This window comes from Mycolicibacterium diernhoferi (assembly GCF_019456655.1).
Lineage (GTDB): Bacteria > Actinomycetota > Actinomycetes > Mycobacteriales > Mycobacteriaceae > Mycobacterium > Mycobacterium diernhoferi.
Window position 1 is genome coordinate 5,397,795 of the sequence record NZ_CP080332.1, and the last position, 16,055, is coordinate 5,413,849.

Annotated in this window: 15 protein-coding genes; 3 read left to right on the forward strand and 12 right to left on the reverse strand. The window is 62.1% G+C overall.

From position 1 onward, the window contains the following. Positions 1–138: 138 nt before the first annotated feature. The gene (locus tag K0O62_RS25620; protein WP_073856745.1) at positions 139–1,674 is read right to left on the reverse strand and encodes a lipopolysaccharide biosynthesis protein; all 1,536 of its coding nucleotides are present in this window, start codon (positions 1,672–1,674) and stop codon (positions 139–141) included. 114 nt (positions 1,675–1,788) lie between these two features. Next, a complete protein-coding gene (locus K0O62_RS25625) occupies positions 1,789–3,003 on the reverse strand; it encodes a glycosyltransferase (protein ID WP_073856746.1) in 1,215 nt (404 codons plus the stop codon). A gap of 167 nt (positions 3,004–3,170) precedes the next feature. Between K0O62_RS25625 and K0O62_RS25630 the strand changes: the two genes are divergently transcribed. Both K0O62_RS25630 and K0O62_RS25635 read left to right on the forward strand, forming a co-directional pair. Beyond that, the gene (locus K0O62_RS25630) at positions 3,171–4,550 is read left to right on the forward strand and encodes a glutamate-1-semialdehyde 2,1-aminomutase (protein WP_073856747.1); all 1,380 of its coding nucleotides are present in this window, start codon (positions 3,171–3,173) and stop codon (positions 4,548–4,550) included. 152 nt (positions 4,551–4,702) lie between these two features. Then, positions 4,703–5,365, forward strand: a complete 663-nt coding sequence (locus K0O62_RS25635; RefSeq protein ID WP_073856748.1) for a methyltransferase type 11 — start codon at positions 4,703–4,705, stop codon at positions 5,363–5,365. Between the two features lie 61 nt (positions 5,366–5,426). Here the strand turns inward: K0O62_RS25635 and K0O62_RS25640 are convergent, their stop codons facing one another. From K0O62_RS25640 to K0O62_RS25650, 3 genes are all read right to left on the reverse strand, one after another. Continuing rightward, complete coding sequence (locus K0O62_RS25640; RefSeq protein ID WP_079244069.1) at positions 5,427–6,422, reverse strand: hypothetical protein; 996 nt, start codon at positions 6,420–6,422, stop codon at positions 5,427–5,429. Positions 6,423–6,506: 84 nt separating this feature from the next. Continuing rightward, positions 6,507–7,334, reverse strand: coding sequence for a class I SAM-dependent methyltransferase (locus tag K0O62_RS25645; RefSeq protein ID WP_234800124.1), 828 nt, complete (start codon positions 7,332–7,334; stop codon positions 6,507–6,509). Positions 7,335–7,368: 34 nt separating this feature from the next. Beyond that, entirely contained in the window at positions 7,369–8,445 is a 1,077-nt protein-coding gene (locus tag K0O62_RS25650) for a methyltransferase domain-containing protein (RefSeq protein ID WP_073856749.1), read from the reverse strand. Positions 8,446–8,459: 14 nt separating this feature from the next. On the opposite strand from K0O62_RS25650, the gene rfbC reads away from it, so the two are divergent. Beyond that, the gene (gene rfbC / locus K0O62_RS25655) at positions 8,460–9,014 is read left to right on the forward strand and encodes a dTDP-4-dehydrorhamnose 3,5-epimerase (RefSeq protein WP_073856750.1); all 555 of its coding nucleotides are present in this window, start codon (positions 8,460–8,462) and stop codon (positions 9,012–9,014) included. Here rfbC and K0O62_RS25660 read toward each other — a convergent pair. Genes K0O62_RS25660 through rfbA form a run of 7 tightly spaced genes read right to left on the reverse strand, consistent with a single transcriptional unit; the run spans position 8,998 to position 16,055 of the window. Beyond that, a complete protein-coding gene (locus K0O62_RS25660) occupies positions 8,998–10,026 on the reverse strand; it encodes an NAD-dependent epimerase/dehydratase family protein (RefSeq protein ID WP_073856751.1) in 1,029 nt (342 codons plus the stop codon). The two genes, rfbC and K0O62_RS25660, sit on opposite strands and share 17 nt — an antisense overlap. A 28-nt stretch (positions 10,027–10,054) precedes the next feature. Continuing rightward, positions 10,055–10,726: a PIG-L deacetylase family protein gene (locus K0O62_RS25665; protein WP_073856935.1), complete on the reverse strand. Its 672-nt coding sequence runs from the start codon at positions 10,724–10,726 to the stop codon at positions 10,055–10,057. Beyond that, positions 10,726–11,523 (reverse strand): glycosyltransferase family protein, encoded by a 798-nt coding sequence (locus tag K0O62_RS25670; RefSeq protein ID WP_073856752.1) that lies wholly within the window; start codon positions 11,521–11,523, stop codon positions 10,726–10,728. The genes K0O62_RS25665 and K0O62_RS25670 overlap by 1 nt, the downstream gene beginning before the upstream one ends. Further along, positions 11,520–12,776, reverse strand: a complete 1,257-nt coding sequence (locus K0O62_RS25675; protein ID WP_073856753.1) for a class I SAM-dependent methyltransferase — start codon at positions 12,774–12,776, stop codon at positions 11,520–11,522. The genes K0O62_RS25670 and K0O62_RS25675 overlap by 4 nt, the downstream gene beginning before the upstream one ends. After that, a complete protein-coding gene (locus K0O62_RS25680) occupies positions 12,773–13,822 on the reverse strand; it encodes a glycosyltransferase (protein ID WP_079244068.1) in 1,050 nt (349 codons plus the stop codon). The genes K0O62_RS25675 and K0O62_RS25680 overlap by 4 nt, the downstream gene beginning before the upstream one ends. Further along, positions 13,819–15,180, reverse strand: coding sequence for a UDP-glucose dehydrogenase family protein (locus tag K0O62_RS25685; protein WP_073856754.1), 1,362 nt, complete (start codon positions 15,178–15,180; stop codon positions 13,819–13,821). Before K0O62_RS25685 ends, K0O62_RS25680 begins: the two co-directional genes overlap by 4 nt. Then, positions 15,177–16,055: a glucose-1-phosphate thymidylyltransferase RfbA gene (rfbA, locus tag K0O62_RS25690; protein ID WP_073856755.1), complete on the reverse strand. Its 879-nt coding sequence runs from the start codon at positions 16,053–16,055 to the stop codon at positions 15,177–15,179. The genes K0O62_RS25685 and rfbA overlap by 4 nt, the downstream gene beginning before the upstream one ends.

Here is a 16,055-nt window from a genome sequence, read left to right on the forward strand (position 1 = left end):
CGCCTTCTTCGAAATTCCACAACGGTGATTCTCTGGCCTGTGTACAGAGGGCGGAGTCGACCCGTCCCCTGCTCCGTCGACGTGACCACGCCCATACCGCTGCGGACAACTGTCATGGTTGTTCGAACATCGCGCCGCTCAGGTGGACTCATCCGCACTGCGGGGGCGAGGGACCAGCGCCAGCACCGTTCTATACACCTCTGGGGAGACGACACGAACGATCGCGAGGTGAACCACACCGATGGCCGGGATGACCGCCGCCAACGACCACAGCTGGGCCCACCCTGCGGTGAGGTTCAACGCGAGGAGTCCCGCCCCGGCCGAACCGGCAACAGCTGCGCAAGCAGCAGCGAACACCGCAGCAAGTCTGCGTGGTCGAATGCCCAACAGTCGCCCTACCAGCAACCACCGGACGACGGTCGCCACCAAGGCCACGAACACGAATCCGATTGCCACCCAATTCAAGCCCTTGTGCGCCACCAACGCTGTCACTGCTATCTCGAGTGCGCCGAAGCACGCCGCGTATGCCAACCAACGGCCCGGTTTTCCGGTGCCGTAAAACAGACGCTGATCGATGATTGCACCCAAGGTCAGAATTGCGGCAAGACCCAGCGCCTGAGCCACCGGAACGCTCTCGTCCCACCCCTGGCCGAACAGCAGCGGGACGACCAGGGTGCCCCCGACCACAACCACCGTCATGAGCGGGGACACCGCGGCATACGCGATGCTGAGCGCCTTTACATAGGCGGTCTGCAGCCGCTCGGGAGATTCACGGACTTTGGCGAAGACAACCGTCGAAACCGGAACCAACGCCTTGCCGCCGAGATCCTGCATGACCTGAACCAGTCGCTGGGCGATGCTCAAGTAGCCGAGCGCGGCCGGGCCTAGGACGGTCGAGATGATCGCGGCCTCGGCCGCTGGTCTCATGGCCACGATCAGGTCGACCGTCACCACCTTGTTTCCGAACTTCGCCATGGCGAAGAACTCCGGTTTGGAGAACTGAAATCTCGGCCGCCAATGCGCAGCCTTCCAGCACAAGACGCAACTGATCGCTTCCGCGACCACGAGTTGGCTCACCAGTGCCCACGCCCCCGCGCCGCGGACAGCGAGAACGATGGCCACCACCTGAGCAATGACGGCAGAGAACAACCACTGCAGCGAGAGCAGGCGAAACTTCATCTCCCGCCGCAGCAGCGCCGCGGGCACCGAGCAAAGGACGATGAAGCCGGCCGCCAGGGAGCACCCCCGCAGCACCGGTGCGGCGCCCGGGAGATTGAAAAGGGCGGCGATGACGGGTGCGAAGACAGCAATGGCCGCCATCAGTGCGATCGCCATGGACAGCGAGTACCAGAACGCGGTGCTCAACAATCGTTGGTCGGCATGCTTCACCTGAATCACATAGGTCGACAACCCGAGGTCTGCCAGGAGCAGAAGGAACGGTGTGACAGTCATCGCTGCCGCCACGACGCCGAAGTCCTCGGGAGTGAGCAGTCGGGTAAGGATCGCGACGGTGATCAAACCCGTCAGACGCATCACCCACTGAGCCGCCGTCAGCCACAATGTCCCGGCTGCCGCGGATCTGCCGAGGGGCTCGACCGGCGGCGCCTCGTCGGCGGGCGCCTGCTCGGGAACAAGCCCGTCGGGCCTGTCTGGACCGCTACCCGGGCTGGACATCGCAGGCCCGTGACGACCGCCCCCACCGCGCTTCCGGGCGCACCCCACTCAAGACACGCCGGTTACCGACCGGGCAGGCGGCACGACCGGGGAAAGATGCGCGTCGCAGAATGCTCACTGGAGTTCGGGCATCTTCTGCTCGATGGACGCCGCGAGTTCACCCAGTTCGCGCCGCCGGTCCTGCATGGTGCGGGTCTCCTCCAAGCCCGCAATGGAAAGAATCTGCCCCCACCGGTAGACGTGGTCGTGTCGCCGCAGCGAGTTCACCGTATTAGCCCGTCGGATCCGCTCGATTCGGTCCGGATCGGCCGTCAGCGAATCGATTACGTCCGCGATGTCAGCGGAATTGAAGGCAAGCGGGATTACCGAATCCTGCCAGCCGAAGTTCTCGTTGAACGATTCGTTGTCGGGTGCGTCGCCGATGAGAACGGTCCCGGCGGCAGCACCCTCGAAATAGCGCAGACCGAGCTCTCGGTTGCCGCCGGTGCGCTCGGGGTTGTAGTGCCGGACGGCGGTCGCGAGAAAAAACCGGGTGCGCTTCAACATCTCCGCCAGGCGACGGCGGTGTTCGGCGTTACTGGTAACGGGACAGTTCGTCAACGTGTCATACATGTAGTACCAGTCGCCGCGCTCTGCCATCCGAAGCAGCGCCTTGTGCGTCTCAGCTGGTCGTTTACCCATTGCGTAGAAGTCGATGACCCGCTTGGGGGACGCAGGATACGGACAGAACTCGAGCGCGTCGACGGACGGGGCCAGGAAATGACATGGCCGGCCTGTCGCCAGCGCAAGCGGCTCCACCGTGTCGCGGATGGACACCATGATGTGATCAAATCGCCTGAGCACGTCCAGAAGACCGCCCAAACCGGGCACATCGGACGGATAGATCTCATCGATGTAACACACCGATACCCGGGCCCTGGAACGCCAGATCGCGCATGGACCGACGTTGTACAAATCCTTGGGCGACTGATTGCTGACGAAAAGAATCTCGTAGTCTCGCGCGATATCGGCAGGGGGACGACGCGGGATGGCGATTCGGGCCATTCCCTCCAGGGACACCGACAGTCGTCGAAATATCTTCGCCCCCAAGCGGTGTAGGGTCCGGGTGGCGTGACCACAGGGACCGCCGGCACCGGTTGGATCCGGTGTGTCCTGGGGAGCGATCAGGTCCACCGAGTCAATCGCACCGACGAGGTCCTCGAATTCGTACAATCCACTCCGCGAGACGACCGGAAACATGTCGCGGTTCGAGACGCAGAGAACACGCGCATCCGGCGCCTTCCTGACGAATCGGTATGCCCGCATCCCCCACACAGCTTTCTCGATCACGAACTGATTCGCTTCTCGGAGCGGCCGACCTCGAAACTCTGTGGCGAACCGGCGTCATACCCATTCTTGGCAGAGCTACCGAAGATCGAGCCGTTTGTTAGCCTCCCCGCAAACCCGGACGCGACGTACACTACACGGAATACCAGGCCTATTCACGGGGAACGCAAATGCCGAACATTCCGGCAGTTCGATCATTTGAGAGGTCGCGCGAACTTCAGGCGACACTCCACCATCTGATTCCGGGCGGCGCACACACCTACTCACGGGGCTCCGACCAATACCCGGAGTTCATGGCCCCGGTGTTGACACATGGTCAGGGCTGCCACGTTTGGGACGTGGACGGCAACGAATACATCGAATACGGCATGGGGTTGCGGTCGGTGACGCTCGGTCACGGCTTTCAGCCGGTCGTCGAGGCAGTGTGCTCGACCATTGCCGGTGGGGTGAACTTCAGCCGGCCGACGACACTCGAGCTGGATGCGGCCGAGGATTTCTTGGATCTCGTTCCGGCGGCAGACATGGTGAAGTTCGCGAAGAACGGATCCGACGTCACCACCGCCGCCGTCCGCCTGGCCCGCGCCGTCACCGGCCGGATCAAGATCGCCGCCTGTCACCAGCCGTTCTTCTCGACCGACGACTGGTTCATCGGTACCACCGAAATGAGCAGCGGAATACCGGGATTCAGCCGAGGCGCGACCGCGGGCTTCCGGTACAACGACCTCGACTCCCTCGCCGAAGTGCTGGCCTCCGATGACGTCGCGTGTGTGATTCTCGAGGCCGCGACATCAACCACCGAGCCCGAGCCGGGCTACCTCGAAGGAGTCCGGCGGCTCTGTGACGAACATGGAGCGCTGCTCATCATCGACGAGATGATCACCGGGTTCCGGTGGTCTGAGCATGGTGCGCAGGGGGTTTACGGAATTCGCCCCGATCTGTCCTGCTGGGGAAAGGCGATGGGCAACGGGTTTCCGTTGTCCGCTCTGGCTGGAAAGCGTGAGTACATGGAACTCGGTGGCCTACGCACCGACCGTGAGCGGGTCTTCCTGCTGTCCACCACGCATGGGCCGGAAAGAGGGTCGCTCGCCGCCTTCCGGGCTGTGGTCGAGGAGTACGCGCACAATGACCCGATCGCTCGAATGGAGCACGCCGGGCGGCTGTTGGTCGACGGCGTACAGGCCGCGGTATGCGAAGAAGGACTGGCCGACTACGTGCAGCTGGCCGGGAGGCCCTCCTGCTTGACCTACATCACACGAGATTCTGACAAGACTCCTTCCCAGGCATATCGCACGCTCTTTCTCCAGGAGTTGCTCAAACGCGGTGTGCTGGGCCAGTCCTTTGTCACCTCCGCGGCGCACACCGATGCCGATATCGAACAGACGGTGGCTGCCGTCCGTGGCGCGCTCCCGCTGTACAGGCGAGCAATCGAGTGCGGTTCAGTCGAAGGATTACTCGAAGGCCGTCCCGTTGCTCCAGCAGTCCGCCAGTACGCCGCCCCGCGCCGAATAGAGTCTCCGACCGCATCAACGCAGACTTCCCCGCCCGGCTGAGCGAGTCGGCGCTCCTACCAAATACAGGTTCAACCAAAGACGGAGCGCCATCTCGGCCTGGGACAGGCTGCAACAAGCGTAGCGTTGGATTCACATGGGGAGTTGGGCAATCGGTGTTCTCGCGCAGGGGATATCGAGAGCGGAGGGGGATTATGATCGCGACACGACTGCGTCAGGTATTCGTGGACTCGCCCAACTCGTTCGGCGCGAAAGCTCGCCTGAAGCGCTGGGAACTGTTTCGCGAGACGTTTCCGAACATCGAGGACATGAACCTACTGGATCTCGGGGGAACCGCCGAGACGTGGCACCGGTCGCCCATGAAGCCCCGAAGGGTGACGGTGCTCAATCTGTTCGAGCCTGGGGAACCCGACGGAGACAGCATCCTCGCGATCAAAGGTGATGGGTGTAATGCCACCGCCGCCCTGGCCGCGGCCGGCGCCGGCACGCACTTTGACATCGTCTTCTCGAATTCGCTGATCGAACATGTCGGCGGCCACGCGCGGCGCTGCGAATTGGCATCGGAGATCGATGGACTGGCACCGCGGCACTGGGTGCAGACTCCATACCGCTACTTCCCTGTCGAACCGCACTGGCTTTTCCCAGGCATGCAGTTCATGCCGGTTGCCGCACGAGTGCAAGTCGCGAACCACTGGCCGCTGGTACACACGAGGCCGAACACCATCGACGAGGCGCGTGATGCGGTTCTGTGGACGGAATTACTCAGCATCGCGGAAATGCAGGATTACTTCCCAACCTCCACGATCCTGAAGGAACGGGTATTGGGCATGGCCAAATCCCTCATCGCGGTCCGCTGATACCCGGCATACAACTTCACAGTCCCGTTCCTGCCGGAGCGATCACACTTTCGCATAGCAGTCATTGGTCATCGATACGATCCAGCCAGATTTCACGCCAATAGGTGGGCAGGCCGCGCGAACACATCCGCCAATACTCGCCACGGCAGCCGACTCCGTCGAGCATCACACAGTCAGATTTGATCTCGATCATCTCGCCGGTCTCGTCGTTGACAAACCGCCTCACGCGGGCGATCACCGTGCTGTCCGCTCCACACCAGGTGGCATCCTCGGCGTCGATGAGCAGACCACGGTTGTGGTTGTGTTCGTCAAGGGTCGCCTCGATCTCACGACGCGGGCGAACACGAACTCGCTCCCCGACCCGCAGATCCAGCGTCGATTTCGGCGTGCTCGTTCCGTGTCCCTGGATGTAATTGAGGCTGTGTCCGTCATGCACGCGCAGCGCGGACGGCAGATGGTTTGCACTCCAACGCTGATAGCGGTTGAACACCGCTTTCGTCATAATGCGGGTGAAAGCCCAGATGCTGTAGTTTCCAGAGGATATGTCCCAAAGGTACTGCTTCACCTCACCTACGGGCAGTGGTCGGCTAGCGGCAGTGACTTCCGTCGCCTGGCACATGTAGCGCACCGTGCCGTCCGCGGCATCCCATGTCGTGCGAGCCAGCCGCGCAAGAAGGTCCGCGTCGCCACCGGCCACGCGCGGAAGTGACTGGACTTCGGTATCGTCGACGCGCCTCAACCACGACACCTTCCAGTACATGAGGCATCGCGCCTGACAGCCGCCGTGGGCCGAGCCATCGCAGTGTAGGCCATCGAGGTGCACCGCGTCATCGAGCCACCGAAGGTGCCCATGGCCATCGCAGGTCTTGTGCGCACGCTTGACGACCGTTGCTCGTTGACCGCAGTATGCGGCCATCTCGGGCATGAAGGGCATACCGTCGAGACTGCCCTTGTCATCGAGTGTCGCAACGATCTCCGCAAGCGGCCTGATAACGACGAGATCACCGACACGTAGTGGAGGACCGGAGCTCACAGCCTCCGCCATGATGTCAACCATTACATTCCTTTCAATGCCGAACACCGCGGTGACTATCCGTCAGTTTGACGTTTACACAGCAGAATTGATGTGGACAATCCTCGTTCATGGCTTCACCAACGCGTAGTACGCGTAACGTGAATCGAGGCTGTTCCTGGGAACCAGGGTGATCAGCTTCGGCATCAAACCGCAAGCGGCGCTGGCAATCCAGAATTCCTCTATGCCGAATGTGGTCATATTACTGAGATTACGTCGATAGTTTCGCTTGTATCCGCGAGTACGCCAATCAGCCGTATGGTACTTGACCTGAATGAATGCCATTCCTCCGCTGACAAGCAAACGTTCTGCCAGCCGTAGGATACGCAGGGCTTCATCACGGTCGGCGGTCAGTTCCAGCACATACGTGCACAGGAATAAATCGCATTGCGTTTTCAGCTTTTCGACCGTACGCCCAGGCTCGGCAATGTCGATAATCGACTGCCCGGTCGGCGTGTCACACACCGCGCGAACCTGGCGAACGCACTCCATAACGCTCTCGCCCGATACGTCGGCCGCGATATATTTCCGCTTGGTGATTGGCGCAAACACCACTGCGTTTGCACCGCCACCACAACCCCAGTCGATCACAACGTCGGGGTGAGTCGATACCTCCAAGGCTCTCGCGAACTGTTCGAACATTGCGAGATGTTCTTTCCCGACATCTTCCCAGTTTGTTTCCCCAAGTCCGCTACGCCAGTGCGAGTTCTCAGTCCAGCCGGGTGCCGCCTCGGCTGACCAGTAGCTCTGCGCATCGCTGAGTCTGCGGGATGGCTTCTGGCCGGCGCCGAGAAAGCCGGCGACATGGCTCAACCTGTGGACGTTCCGCCGGAGGAGCTCCGACCAGCGTCGTTCCGCAGCTTCGCTGCTCACCGACTGGTGTTCATCCGCGACCACAGTTACCTCCCTTTCCGGACGGGCAAAACACAAGTCACTGCCCGTCGACCTGCCACCTACCGTCGAGTTCCGGATAGCGCGCGGCCACCTCGGCCAGGAGGTCGGGCACCGTCAGCAGCACCCGATCCGGATTCGCGGCGAGGAGTTCGGCCGGCGATATGATCGGAATGTCGGTGCCCGGCATCCTGCGGCGGTGCTTGGCAGGCGATGCGTCGGCGACCGCCGCAAGCAACCGGGCGTCGAGTCCCGCACGACTGAACAACGCCACCGCGCGTGACGCGGCGCCATATCCGAACACGGAACGGCCGCCGGACGATTCCGACTCGAGCCAACTCCGCAACTCCTCGACGTGCAGGTCGGCCCGGCGTTGAAGATCGGAGATGACTTCCGGATCCGTGATGCCGAATTCTTCCTCGGTCGCGAGGATTCGATCCACCACGTCATCGTGGTGGACATTTTCTCGCACCGCCGCCAGCAGTACCGTCCCGCCGTACAGATCGAACTCCCATGCCGTGGCAACCCGTAGCCCCACCTCGCCGAGGAGTCGCATGAGCGCAGTCAGCGAGTAGTACGCGAAGTGACCGTGCCGCAGCGCATTCCATTGCCCCTGCCGGACAATCGTCATCAGCGAGTGGTACTGCAGCAGCAGCACGCCGCCGGGCCGGATCAACTGCGAGCGTGTGTCGAACGCCGCTCGTTGGTCCTTCTCGTGCATGATGCCGAAGCAGTCGAGCACCACATCCGGCGCCGACTTCACCGGCGTGTACCCACGCGCGGCGAGCAGCGGGATCCAGGTACCGCCGTGCGGGCTGCCGAACTCGAACACCGAATCACCCCGCAGCCAGCCCGCAGCGGCCACTCGTTCGATCGCGTCTCCGGCCTGATCCCTCAGCGCCTGCGGTTCCACCCCGCGGGGTTCGTCGGCAATCGTGTCGTCGTCGGCGAGTTGCGCCAAACCGCATGCCCGACATAACTCCATGGCCAACGAATGCGACATCTCCTCGGCACAGACAGGTTCGGCCACGCGTGGGAAGTGATCGGCCGCAGGTGTCTTTCCGAGATCAAGGACCCGGATCAGATCCGTTTTCCCGCATCCACGGCACGCAATCATGACAGCATCTCCATGTGCGTATCGAAGAAACCAGCCTCATGGACGTGCTGATCCTCGTCCCGGACCCGTTCCACGACGAGCGTGGACTGTTCACCCGGACGTTCGACGCTCAGATTTTCGACGACCATCTCGGCAGGCCGGGACTCGCGGCTTCTTTCATCCAGGACTCCCAGTCCCGCTCGGCGCAGGGTGTCATTCGCGGCATGCACGGACGCTCCGGACGCGGGGAGGCCAAGTTGGTGCGCTGCGCACACGGTGCCGTGCACGACGTCCTGGTCGATATCCGCAAGGATTCGCCCACTTTCGGTCATCGTCAGGCATTTCGACTGGATGACAAGGATTTCCGACACCTCTACGTACCCCCGGGGCTTCTTCATGGCTTCCAAGCGCTGACCGCTACGGCCGACGTCTGCTATCGAATCGATCGCCCCCACAATCCCGCCGAAGACCTCGCCGTTGCGTACAACGATCCGGATCTCGGCATTGACTGGCCGCTGCCAGTGACGAGCATCTCGTCCAGAGACGCACGTGCGGGAAGTTGGGCCACACTTCTCACGCAGCTCTCGTGACTCGCCGCATGGACTCATCAAGGATGTTGCTCGCGCGCAGCATCTCGAGGTGCGGCAGCCGAGTGAACTTCTTGGCAAAGTCCTCGGCGGTCAACCCCGCGCCGCTGTACTCCTTATAGAGCTCTGCCGCACCGTCCGGAATCGACCACTTCGCCTCGAAACCCAACTCGTCCCTGAGCTTCGAGAAGTCCACCCGGTAGGAACGCGGGTCTGCTCCGGTCTCACCGGTGATCAACAACTTCGCGCCCGGAACCACATCGACAACCGACCGCGCGATATCCGCCACGGTCAGATTGTTCGACTCGGCGCCGACGTTGTACGCCGCGCAGTGCACCATCGCCGCCGGTGCATCCAGCGCGAGTAGGAATGCCGCGGCAATGTCTCGGGCGTGCACAAGGGGCCGCCACGGCGTGCCATCCGAGAGCACGCGAACATTCCCGGTGAGGAACGCGTGCCCGACCAGGTTGTTGAGCACGATATCGGCCCGCAGTCTCGGCGAGAACCCGAAAGCGGTGGCATTACGCAAGAACACGGGACAAAAGGATTCATCCCCCATGGCCGCAACGTCGGCTTCAACTCGCACTTTGCTTTCCGCGTATGGGGTCAATGGCCGCAGCGGAGCGCTCTCGTCGACCAGGTCGTGGCCGGCAGATCCGTATACCGAGCACGTGGACGCGTAGAGGAACCGGCGCACACCCGCGGCTTTGGCCAACCGGGCCAGCCTGACCGACGCGTGGTGGTTGATGTCGTAGGTGATTCTGGGTGCCAGTGCACCAAGTGGGTCGTTGGACAATGCCGCCAGGTGAACGACTGCATCAAAGCCGGCCAATTGGTCGACCGTCACGTCCCGCAGGTCTACCCGTATCCCCGGTGGATCCACGGGAACCGGACCAAGGACACAGTCGGCAAAGAACCCGGAGTCCAGGCCGGTTACGTCATGGCCGGCACGCTGCAGGATCGGCACCATGACGGTCCCCAGATATCCTTGATGTCCGGTGACAAGTACTCTCATCGCCCACCGCCCCTTTACTTCTGCTTACTCATCCGGTCTGCGCACGAATGTCGCCAGGACCGAACGTGATGGTCGCCTTCTCCAGAATGAACCCCTCCGCATGCTGGGTCCGGCATTGGACTCCCCGCAGCCTCGACAGGCCGAGGAACGCTTGCTCATCGAACCAATCGTGGCCTGCCTGGGACGGATAGTGCTTGCGCAGCAGGCGCGCTTTCTCCTCGGCCACCTGGCTCGTGAGGGTATGAAAAAGTGCCGGGCGGGGGGTATCCGCCTCCCATTTGAGGATCTCATAGCCGAGCACGAGGTGGTCACGAAACTCGGTCGGTAACAGTTCCGCCACCAACCGGTGGTCTTGATGTTCGTCGCGGCGGTGCGGACCGAACACCACCTGCGGTGTGCACGCTCTGCGAAACCTGTTGAGATGGACCTTGATCTGTTCCCAGTGTGCGGGTGCTCTTCCATCTGGAACGTCCAGAACCGTCAGATCGACGTCGGCCCCCGGACAGAATGCCGCCAACGCCGCGATCTCTTCTGATTCACGTTCGGTGCCGCCACCTGAGAGCACGAGTCCGCTCACTCGAAGCCCCGGATGTGCGGTGGCGATCGTGAGCAGTGTGCCGCCCATGCCGATCGCGATATCGTCACAATGTGCGCCGACCACGGCTATCTCTTCGAGCGCACCGGTGAACAGATCGATCATCAGGCGCCGGCCGCGAGGCTGATCGGCCGCTCCCACAGCATCCATGGCCGGTCGCCGTCGTGATATCTCGCTTCGAGCTCGGCTCGCTCTTTGAACGTGTCGGCAGGTTTCCAGAAGCCGTGATACCGATAACCGAACAACTCGCCCCGCCCGGCCAACGTACCGCACACATCCGCGACGAGATCCCCCCCGGGAGGCAACAGGTCGAAGATGCCCTGGGAGAGTACGAAGAATCCCCCGTTCTCCCAGATGGTCATCTCCGACACAGCAACGATGTCCTTGACCTCACCTGTCTCGGACACCTCGACACAGTGGAACGACGACTGGGGTGGGACGACCATCATCGACGCGACAGCACCGGATCGATGGAACTCGTCGATCATGTGGTCAAGGGGCGCATCTGTCAGGACATCGGCATAATTGGCCAGGAAGTACTCATCACCATCGAGGTGGTCCCGCACCCGGCGCAGGCGCTCACCGATTGCCGACTCAAGACCGGTGTCGACGAACGAGATCGTCCAGTCGCTGATATCCGACCGCACCAACTGAATGTTCCCGCCGCTCATGATGAAATCATTGGACGCCGCTTCCTGATACGTCAGGAAGTAGTTCTTGATGTGGTCGGCGCCGTAGCCGAGACACAACACGAATTCCTTGTGACCGAAGTGCGCGTAGTAGCGCATGACGTGCCAGATGAGCGGACGTGGACCGACCATCTGCATCGGCTTCGGTATGGCGTCTTCTGGCCCGTTACGCATGCGCATGCCATATCCACCGCAGAACAGGACGACTTTCATGCTGATACTCCTCTTGTAACAGGCTTGAAGATTGCTGAGCTGTGCAGTGTCGGCAGCGGAAAGACCAGCTGGCCGTCCCACTCGCGAATGTACGAAAGTTGCTCCGTCAACTCTGTTTCCAGATTCCAGGGCAACGCCAACACGACATCGGGCCGGTCTTTGGCGATCTGCGCCGGATCATGGATCGGGATTCGAGTTCCCGGGGTGAATCGGCCGTGTTTGTACGGATTGCGGTCGACCGTATAGGCGAGCAGGTCCGGTCGGATGCCGCAGTAGTTGAGCAGCGTGTTTCCCTTACCCGGTGCGCCGTATCCGACCACCAGCTTGCCGTCGGCATGGCAGTCGAGGAGAAACTGCAGCAACTGATGGCGAACCGCTTCTGCTCGCGGCCTCAGCGCGAGATAACCGTCGGCCGCGTGTAGTCCGGCCTCTTCCTCGAGCCGAAGCACTTCAGCCACCCGTTGGCTCGGTGGTCCGGCGGCGCCCTCGGGTTGTGCCCAAAGCCGTATCGACCCACCGTGCGTCGTGATCATCTCCACATCCACGACAGTGAGGCCGGCCGTCGCGAGTGCGCGCATCGCTGAAAGTACGGTGTAGTACTGGAAATGCTCGTGGTAGATGGTGTCGAACTGGCCCAGCGTCACCAGATTCAAGGCGTGGTGCACTTCAATGCTCAGCCAACCGTCGTCAGCCAGCAGGCCGCGAAGCGCCTTGGTGAATCCGAGGAGATCAGGAATGTGCGCATAGACGTTGTTGGCGATGACAAGATCTGCCGGTCCACGCTCCGCCCGCACACGTGACGCGAGCTCCTCATCCAGGAACGCGGTCAGCGTCGGGACGCCGATATCACGCGCAGCCGCACCGACATTGACGGAGGGCTCTATTCCCAGGCACGGTATGCCGGCTGCCATGACGTGCTGGAGCAGGTACCCGTCGTTGCTGGCAACTTCGGTGACGAAGGAGTCAGGACCAAGCCCTATTCGTGCAACAGCCTCATCGACATACCGTTTCGCGTGCTGGACCCAGCTGTCGGAGTACGAGGAGAAATAGGCATACTCGCTGAAGGTGTCTTCCGGGGTGATGAGAGCCGGAATCTGCAGTAGCAGACAGTCCTCGCACAACCGGAGATGCAGTGGGAAAGTGGGCTCCGGTGAGTCCAGGTCGTCAGCAGCCAAGAATGTCTCGCACGGTGGCGTCGCACCGAGGTCGAGCACACTCAGGAGGCGGTGAGAGCCGCACAGTCGGCAGGTCATGAGATCTCCGTTCTCTTACTTGGCGGATACACGTCGGTGATGTCATCTGAGCGTGCGCGATCACCGTGGTGTGTATGCCTCTGGTCGATACGCACCGATCGTCTCGATGCGGCTGTGATCGTGCTCTGCTGCAACTGATCCGCTTCGGTGACGATCGATATCCCACGGGTGTCGAGTAATGAGGCGATCTGGGCCTGATGGTCGTCGATGTGCTCGTTCCGCTTGGCCCGCCGCGGAACCACGATCGGGAGTATTCCCATTTCGAGCAGATGCATGATCGTTCCGACGCCGGCGTGCGTGACGACCACGTCGGCCGCGCGGGCACAGTCTTCGAACTCGGCGGCGCCCATTTGCGATACCGCCTCACCAGGGAGCCCTTGTCGCGTAGTTGTCCCGAGCTGCCATACCGTTCGGCTGTCCGCCAGGCCAGTGTGGAGGATCGCGTCGACGAGAGCGTCGAAACGGTATGGATAGATGGTCCCGAGGGTCACGAACAGGCGCGGATTCTCCACCTGAGCCTTCGGCACCATTTCGTACCGGTCGAACAGTGACCGTCGGTACTTCCAGCGGCGCCCCGCCCAATGCTCGTACTGACAGTAGGTATGGATGCCAGGATCGATACTGGCCAGCTTGCCGGTGAGTGACGGTCCGTTTACGCGCGAAACACTCTCGAAGTAGTACGACGGTACGTGATGTGAACGAGCGGCGACGAGGCCGGCCAACCCGACGGCAGCCCCGGTCGTCACCGCTGCCGAGAATCCTTCGGCCTTCCAGTCGATCTCGCCCATCATGCGGGCGAGGGCGTTCATCGCTCCGCGGATGTCACGCGGAGCGACGTAGGGCACGTACATGACCCGGCAGTGGTGGAGAAGCGAGTCGCTCTGGGGTGACTTGAAGGTGATCCACAGGGAGTCGGGTTCAGCACCGATCACATGCGACCACTTGACGAGTTGGGCCAGATGTCCGCCGGTCGAGGCGACCAGCAGTTGGCTTCCTGGCGGCGGATCGTCCAGCGACCCGATTGCGACCCGTTCGGCGTGCGTCATGTCGCCGCCGACGATGCGCTCAGGTCATGTGGTGATACCGGTCTGCCGAGAGCCCGGTACAGCCACCCAGCCGCACGCCATTCCGCAGGGTCGAGACAGTTGCGTGCGTCGATGACCACCCCGGAGCGCACGGTATCCCTCAGCGCCACTGGGTTGATGGACCGAAACTCGGCCCATTCTGTCAGGATCAGAACCACGTCGGCGCCTTCACATGCTTCGAATGCAGACGTCGCGTAATTCAGCGTCGGGAACAACGCCCGGGAGTTGTCCATCGCCTGCGGGTCGAACACGTTGACGCATGCACCCTGTAGCTGGATCTGACCGGCCACGTTCAACGCCGGGGAATCCCGCACATCGTCCGAATTCGGTTTGAACGCGGCTCCGAGCGCAGCAACCCTGGTCCCGATGAAGCTGCCGCCACATATCTCACGGGCGATGTCGACAACCCGGGTCCGTCGGCGCATATTGATGCTGTCCACTTCACGCAGGAAGGTAAGCGCCTGATTGGCGCCCAGTTCCCCCGCCCGAGCCATGAAAGCCCGAATGTCCTTCGGCAGGCATCCACCACCAAAGCCGAGGCCGGCGTCGAGGAACCGCCGACCGATCCGGCCGTCGTACCCGATCGCGTCGGCAAGGACCGTGACGTCGGCGTCCACTGCCTCGCAGACCTCAGCGATGGCATTGATGAAAGAGATCTTGGTGGCAAGGAAGGCGTTCGCAGATACCTTCACCAACTCGGCGGTCGCGAGGTCCGTCACGATGAAGGGAACGCCATCGCCGAGAAGATCGGAGTAGATCTCGCGCACGACCTGTTCCGCACGGCCGGAACCGGGCCTTCCGATACCCAGGACAAGGCGGTCGGGATGCAACGTGTCCTGAACTGCGAAGCCTTCCCGCAGAAATTCCGGATTCCACGCCAACTCCACTGCCTCGCCCGCGGGTGCCAGGGCCCGCACCCGTGCAGCGAGCCGCTCCGCGGTTCCCACCGGAACCGTCGACTTTCCGATGATCACGGCGGGTTTGTCCAAAAGCACTGCCAAAGAAGCCATTACGGCATCAACGAAGCACAGATCGGCTCCGTAGTCACCCTTCTTCTGTGGCGTCGCGACAGCGACGAAGAAGACATCGGCAAAGTCGACCGCCTCTTGGTACGAGGATGAGAATCGCAAACGGCCGCTTTCCGTGTGACGGCGCAGCACCTCTCGGAGTCCTGGTTCGAAGAACGGCACCTCGCCCGCCTCCAGCTTCGCGAGCTTGGCCGGATCGATATCCACGCCGAGAACCTCATGTCCGAGTTCGGCCATGCACGCCGCGTGTGTGGCACCCAAGTACCCGGTGCCCAGCACCACCATTCTCACGTCGGACCTCCCCAACCATCAAGCAGGCGTAGCAAATAGGTTCCATACCCGGACTTGTAGAGAAGCTCGGCACGCTCCCGCAGCGCGTCATCGTCGAGGAGCCCGCGCCGCCAGGCGGCCTCCTCCGGCACTCCCACCTTGAGCCCTTGCCGCTGCTCGATGGTGCGGACGTAGCTGCTCGCATCCAACATGGAGTCGAATGTGCCGGTGTCCAACCAGGCCGTACCGCGTGGCAACTCCTCGACCGACAGCCCGCCCTGCTCGAGATATGCGCGATTCACGTCGGTGATCTCGTACTCACCGCGATCCGACGGCTGCAGCGCAGCCGCGATCTCGATCACATCGTTGTCATAGAAATAGAGGCCGGGGACCGCGAACTCCGATCGGGGCACCTTTGGCTTCTCCTCGAGCGACACGGCGCGAAACTGGGCGTCGAACTCGATCACACCGTATGCAGTCGGGTCGGCGACCCGGTAGGCGAAGACGCCTCCACCGTCGATATCCTTGAACCGGCTCAGGCTCGTGCCGAGCTTCGGGCCGTGAAAAATGTTGTCACCCAATGCGAGAGCCACACGGTCCGTACCGATGAAAGCACTGCCGACCTCAAACGCCTGCGCGATGCCCTCCGGCCTGGGCTGCGCCGCGTACTCGATACTGATACCGAACCGGGAACCGTCACCGAGCAATCGGGTGGAGGCATCGATATCCTCCGGTTTGGTGATCACCAGGATGTCGGTGATGCCGGCCAGGATCAGGGTGGAGAGGGGGTAGTAGATCATCGGCTTGTCGTAGACCGCCAGCAGATGCTTACTTGTGCCCATGGTGATCGGATGCAGCCGCGATCCCGTCCCGCCTGCGAGAATTATTCCGCGCAT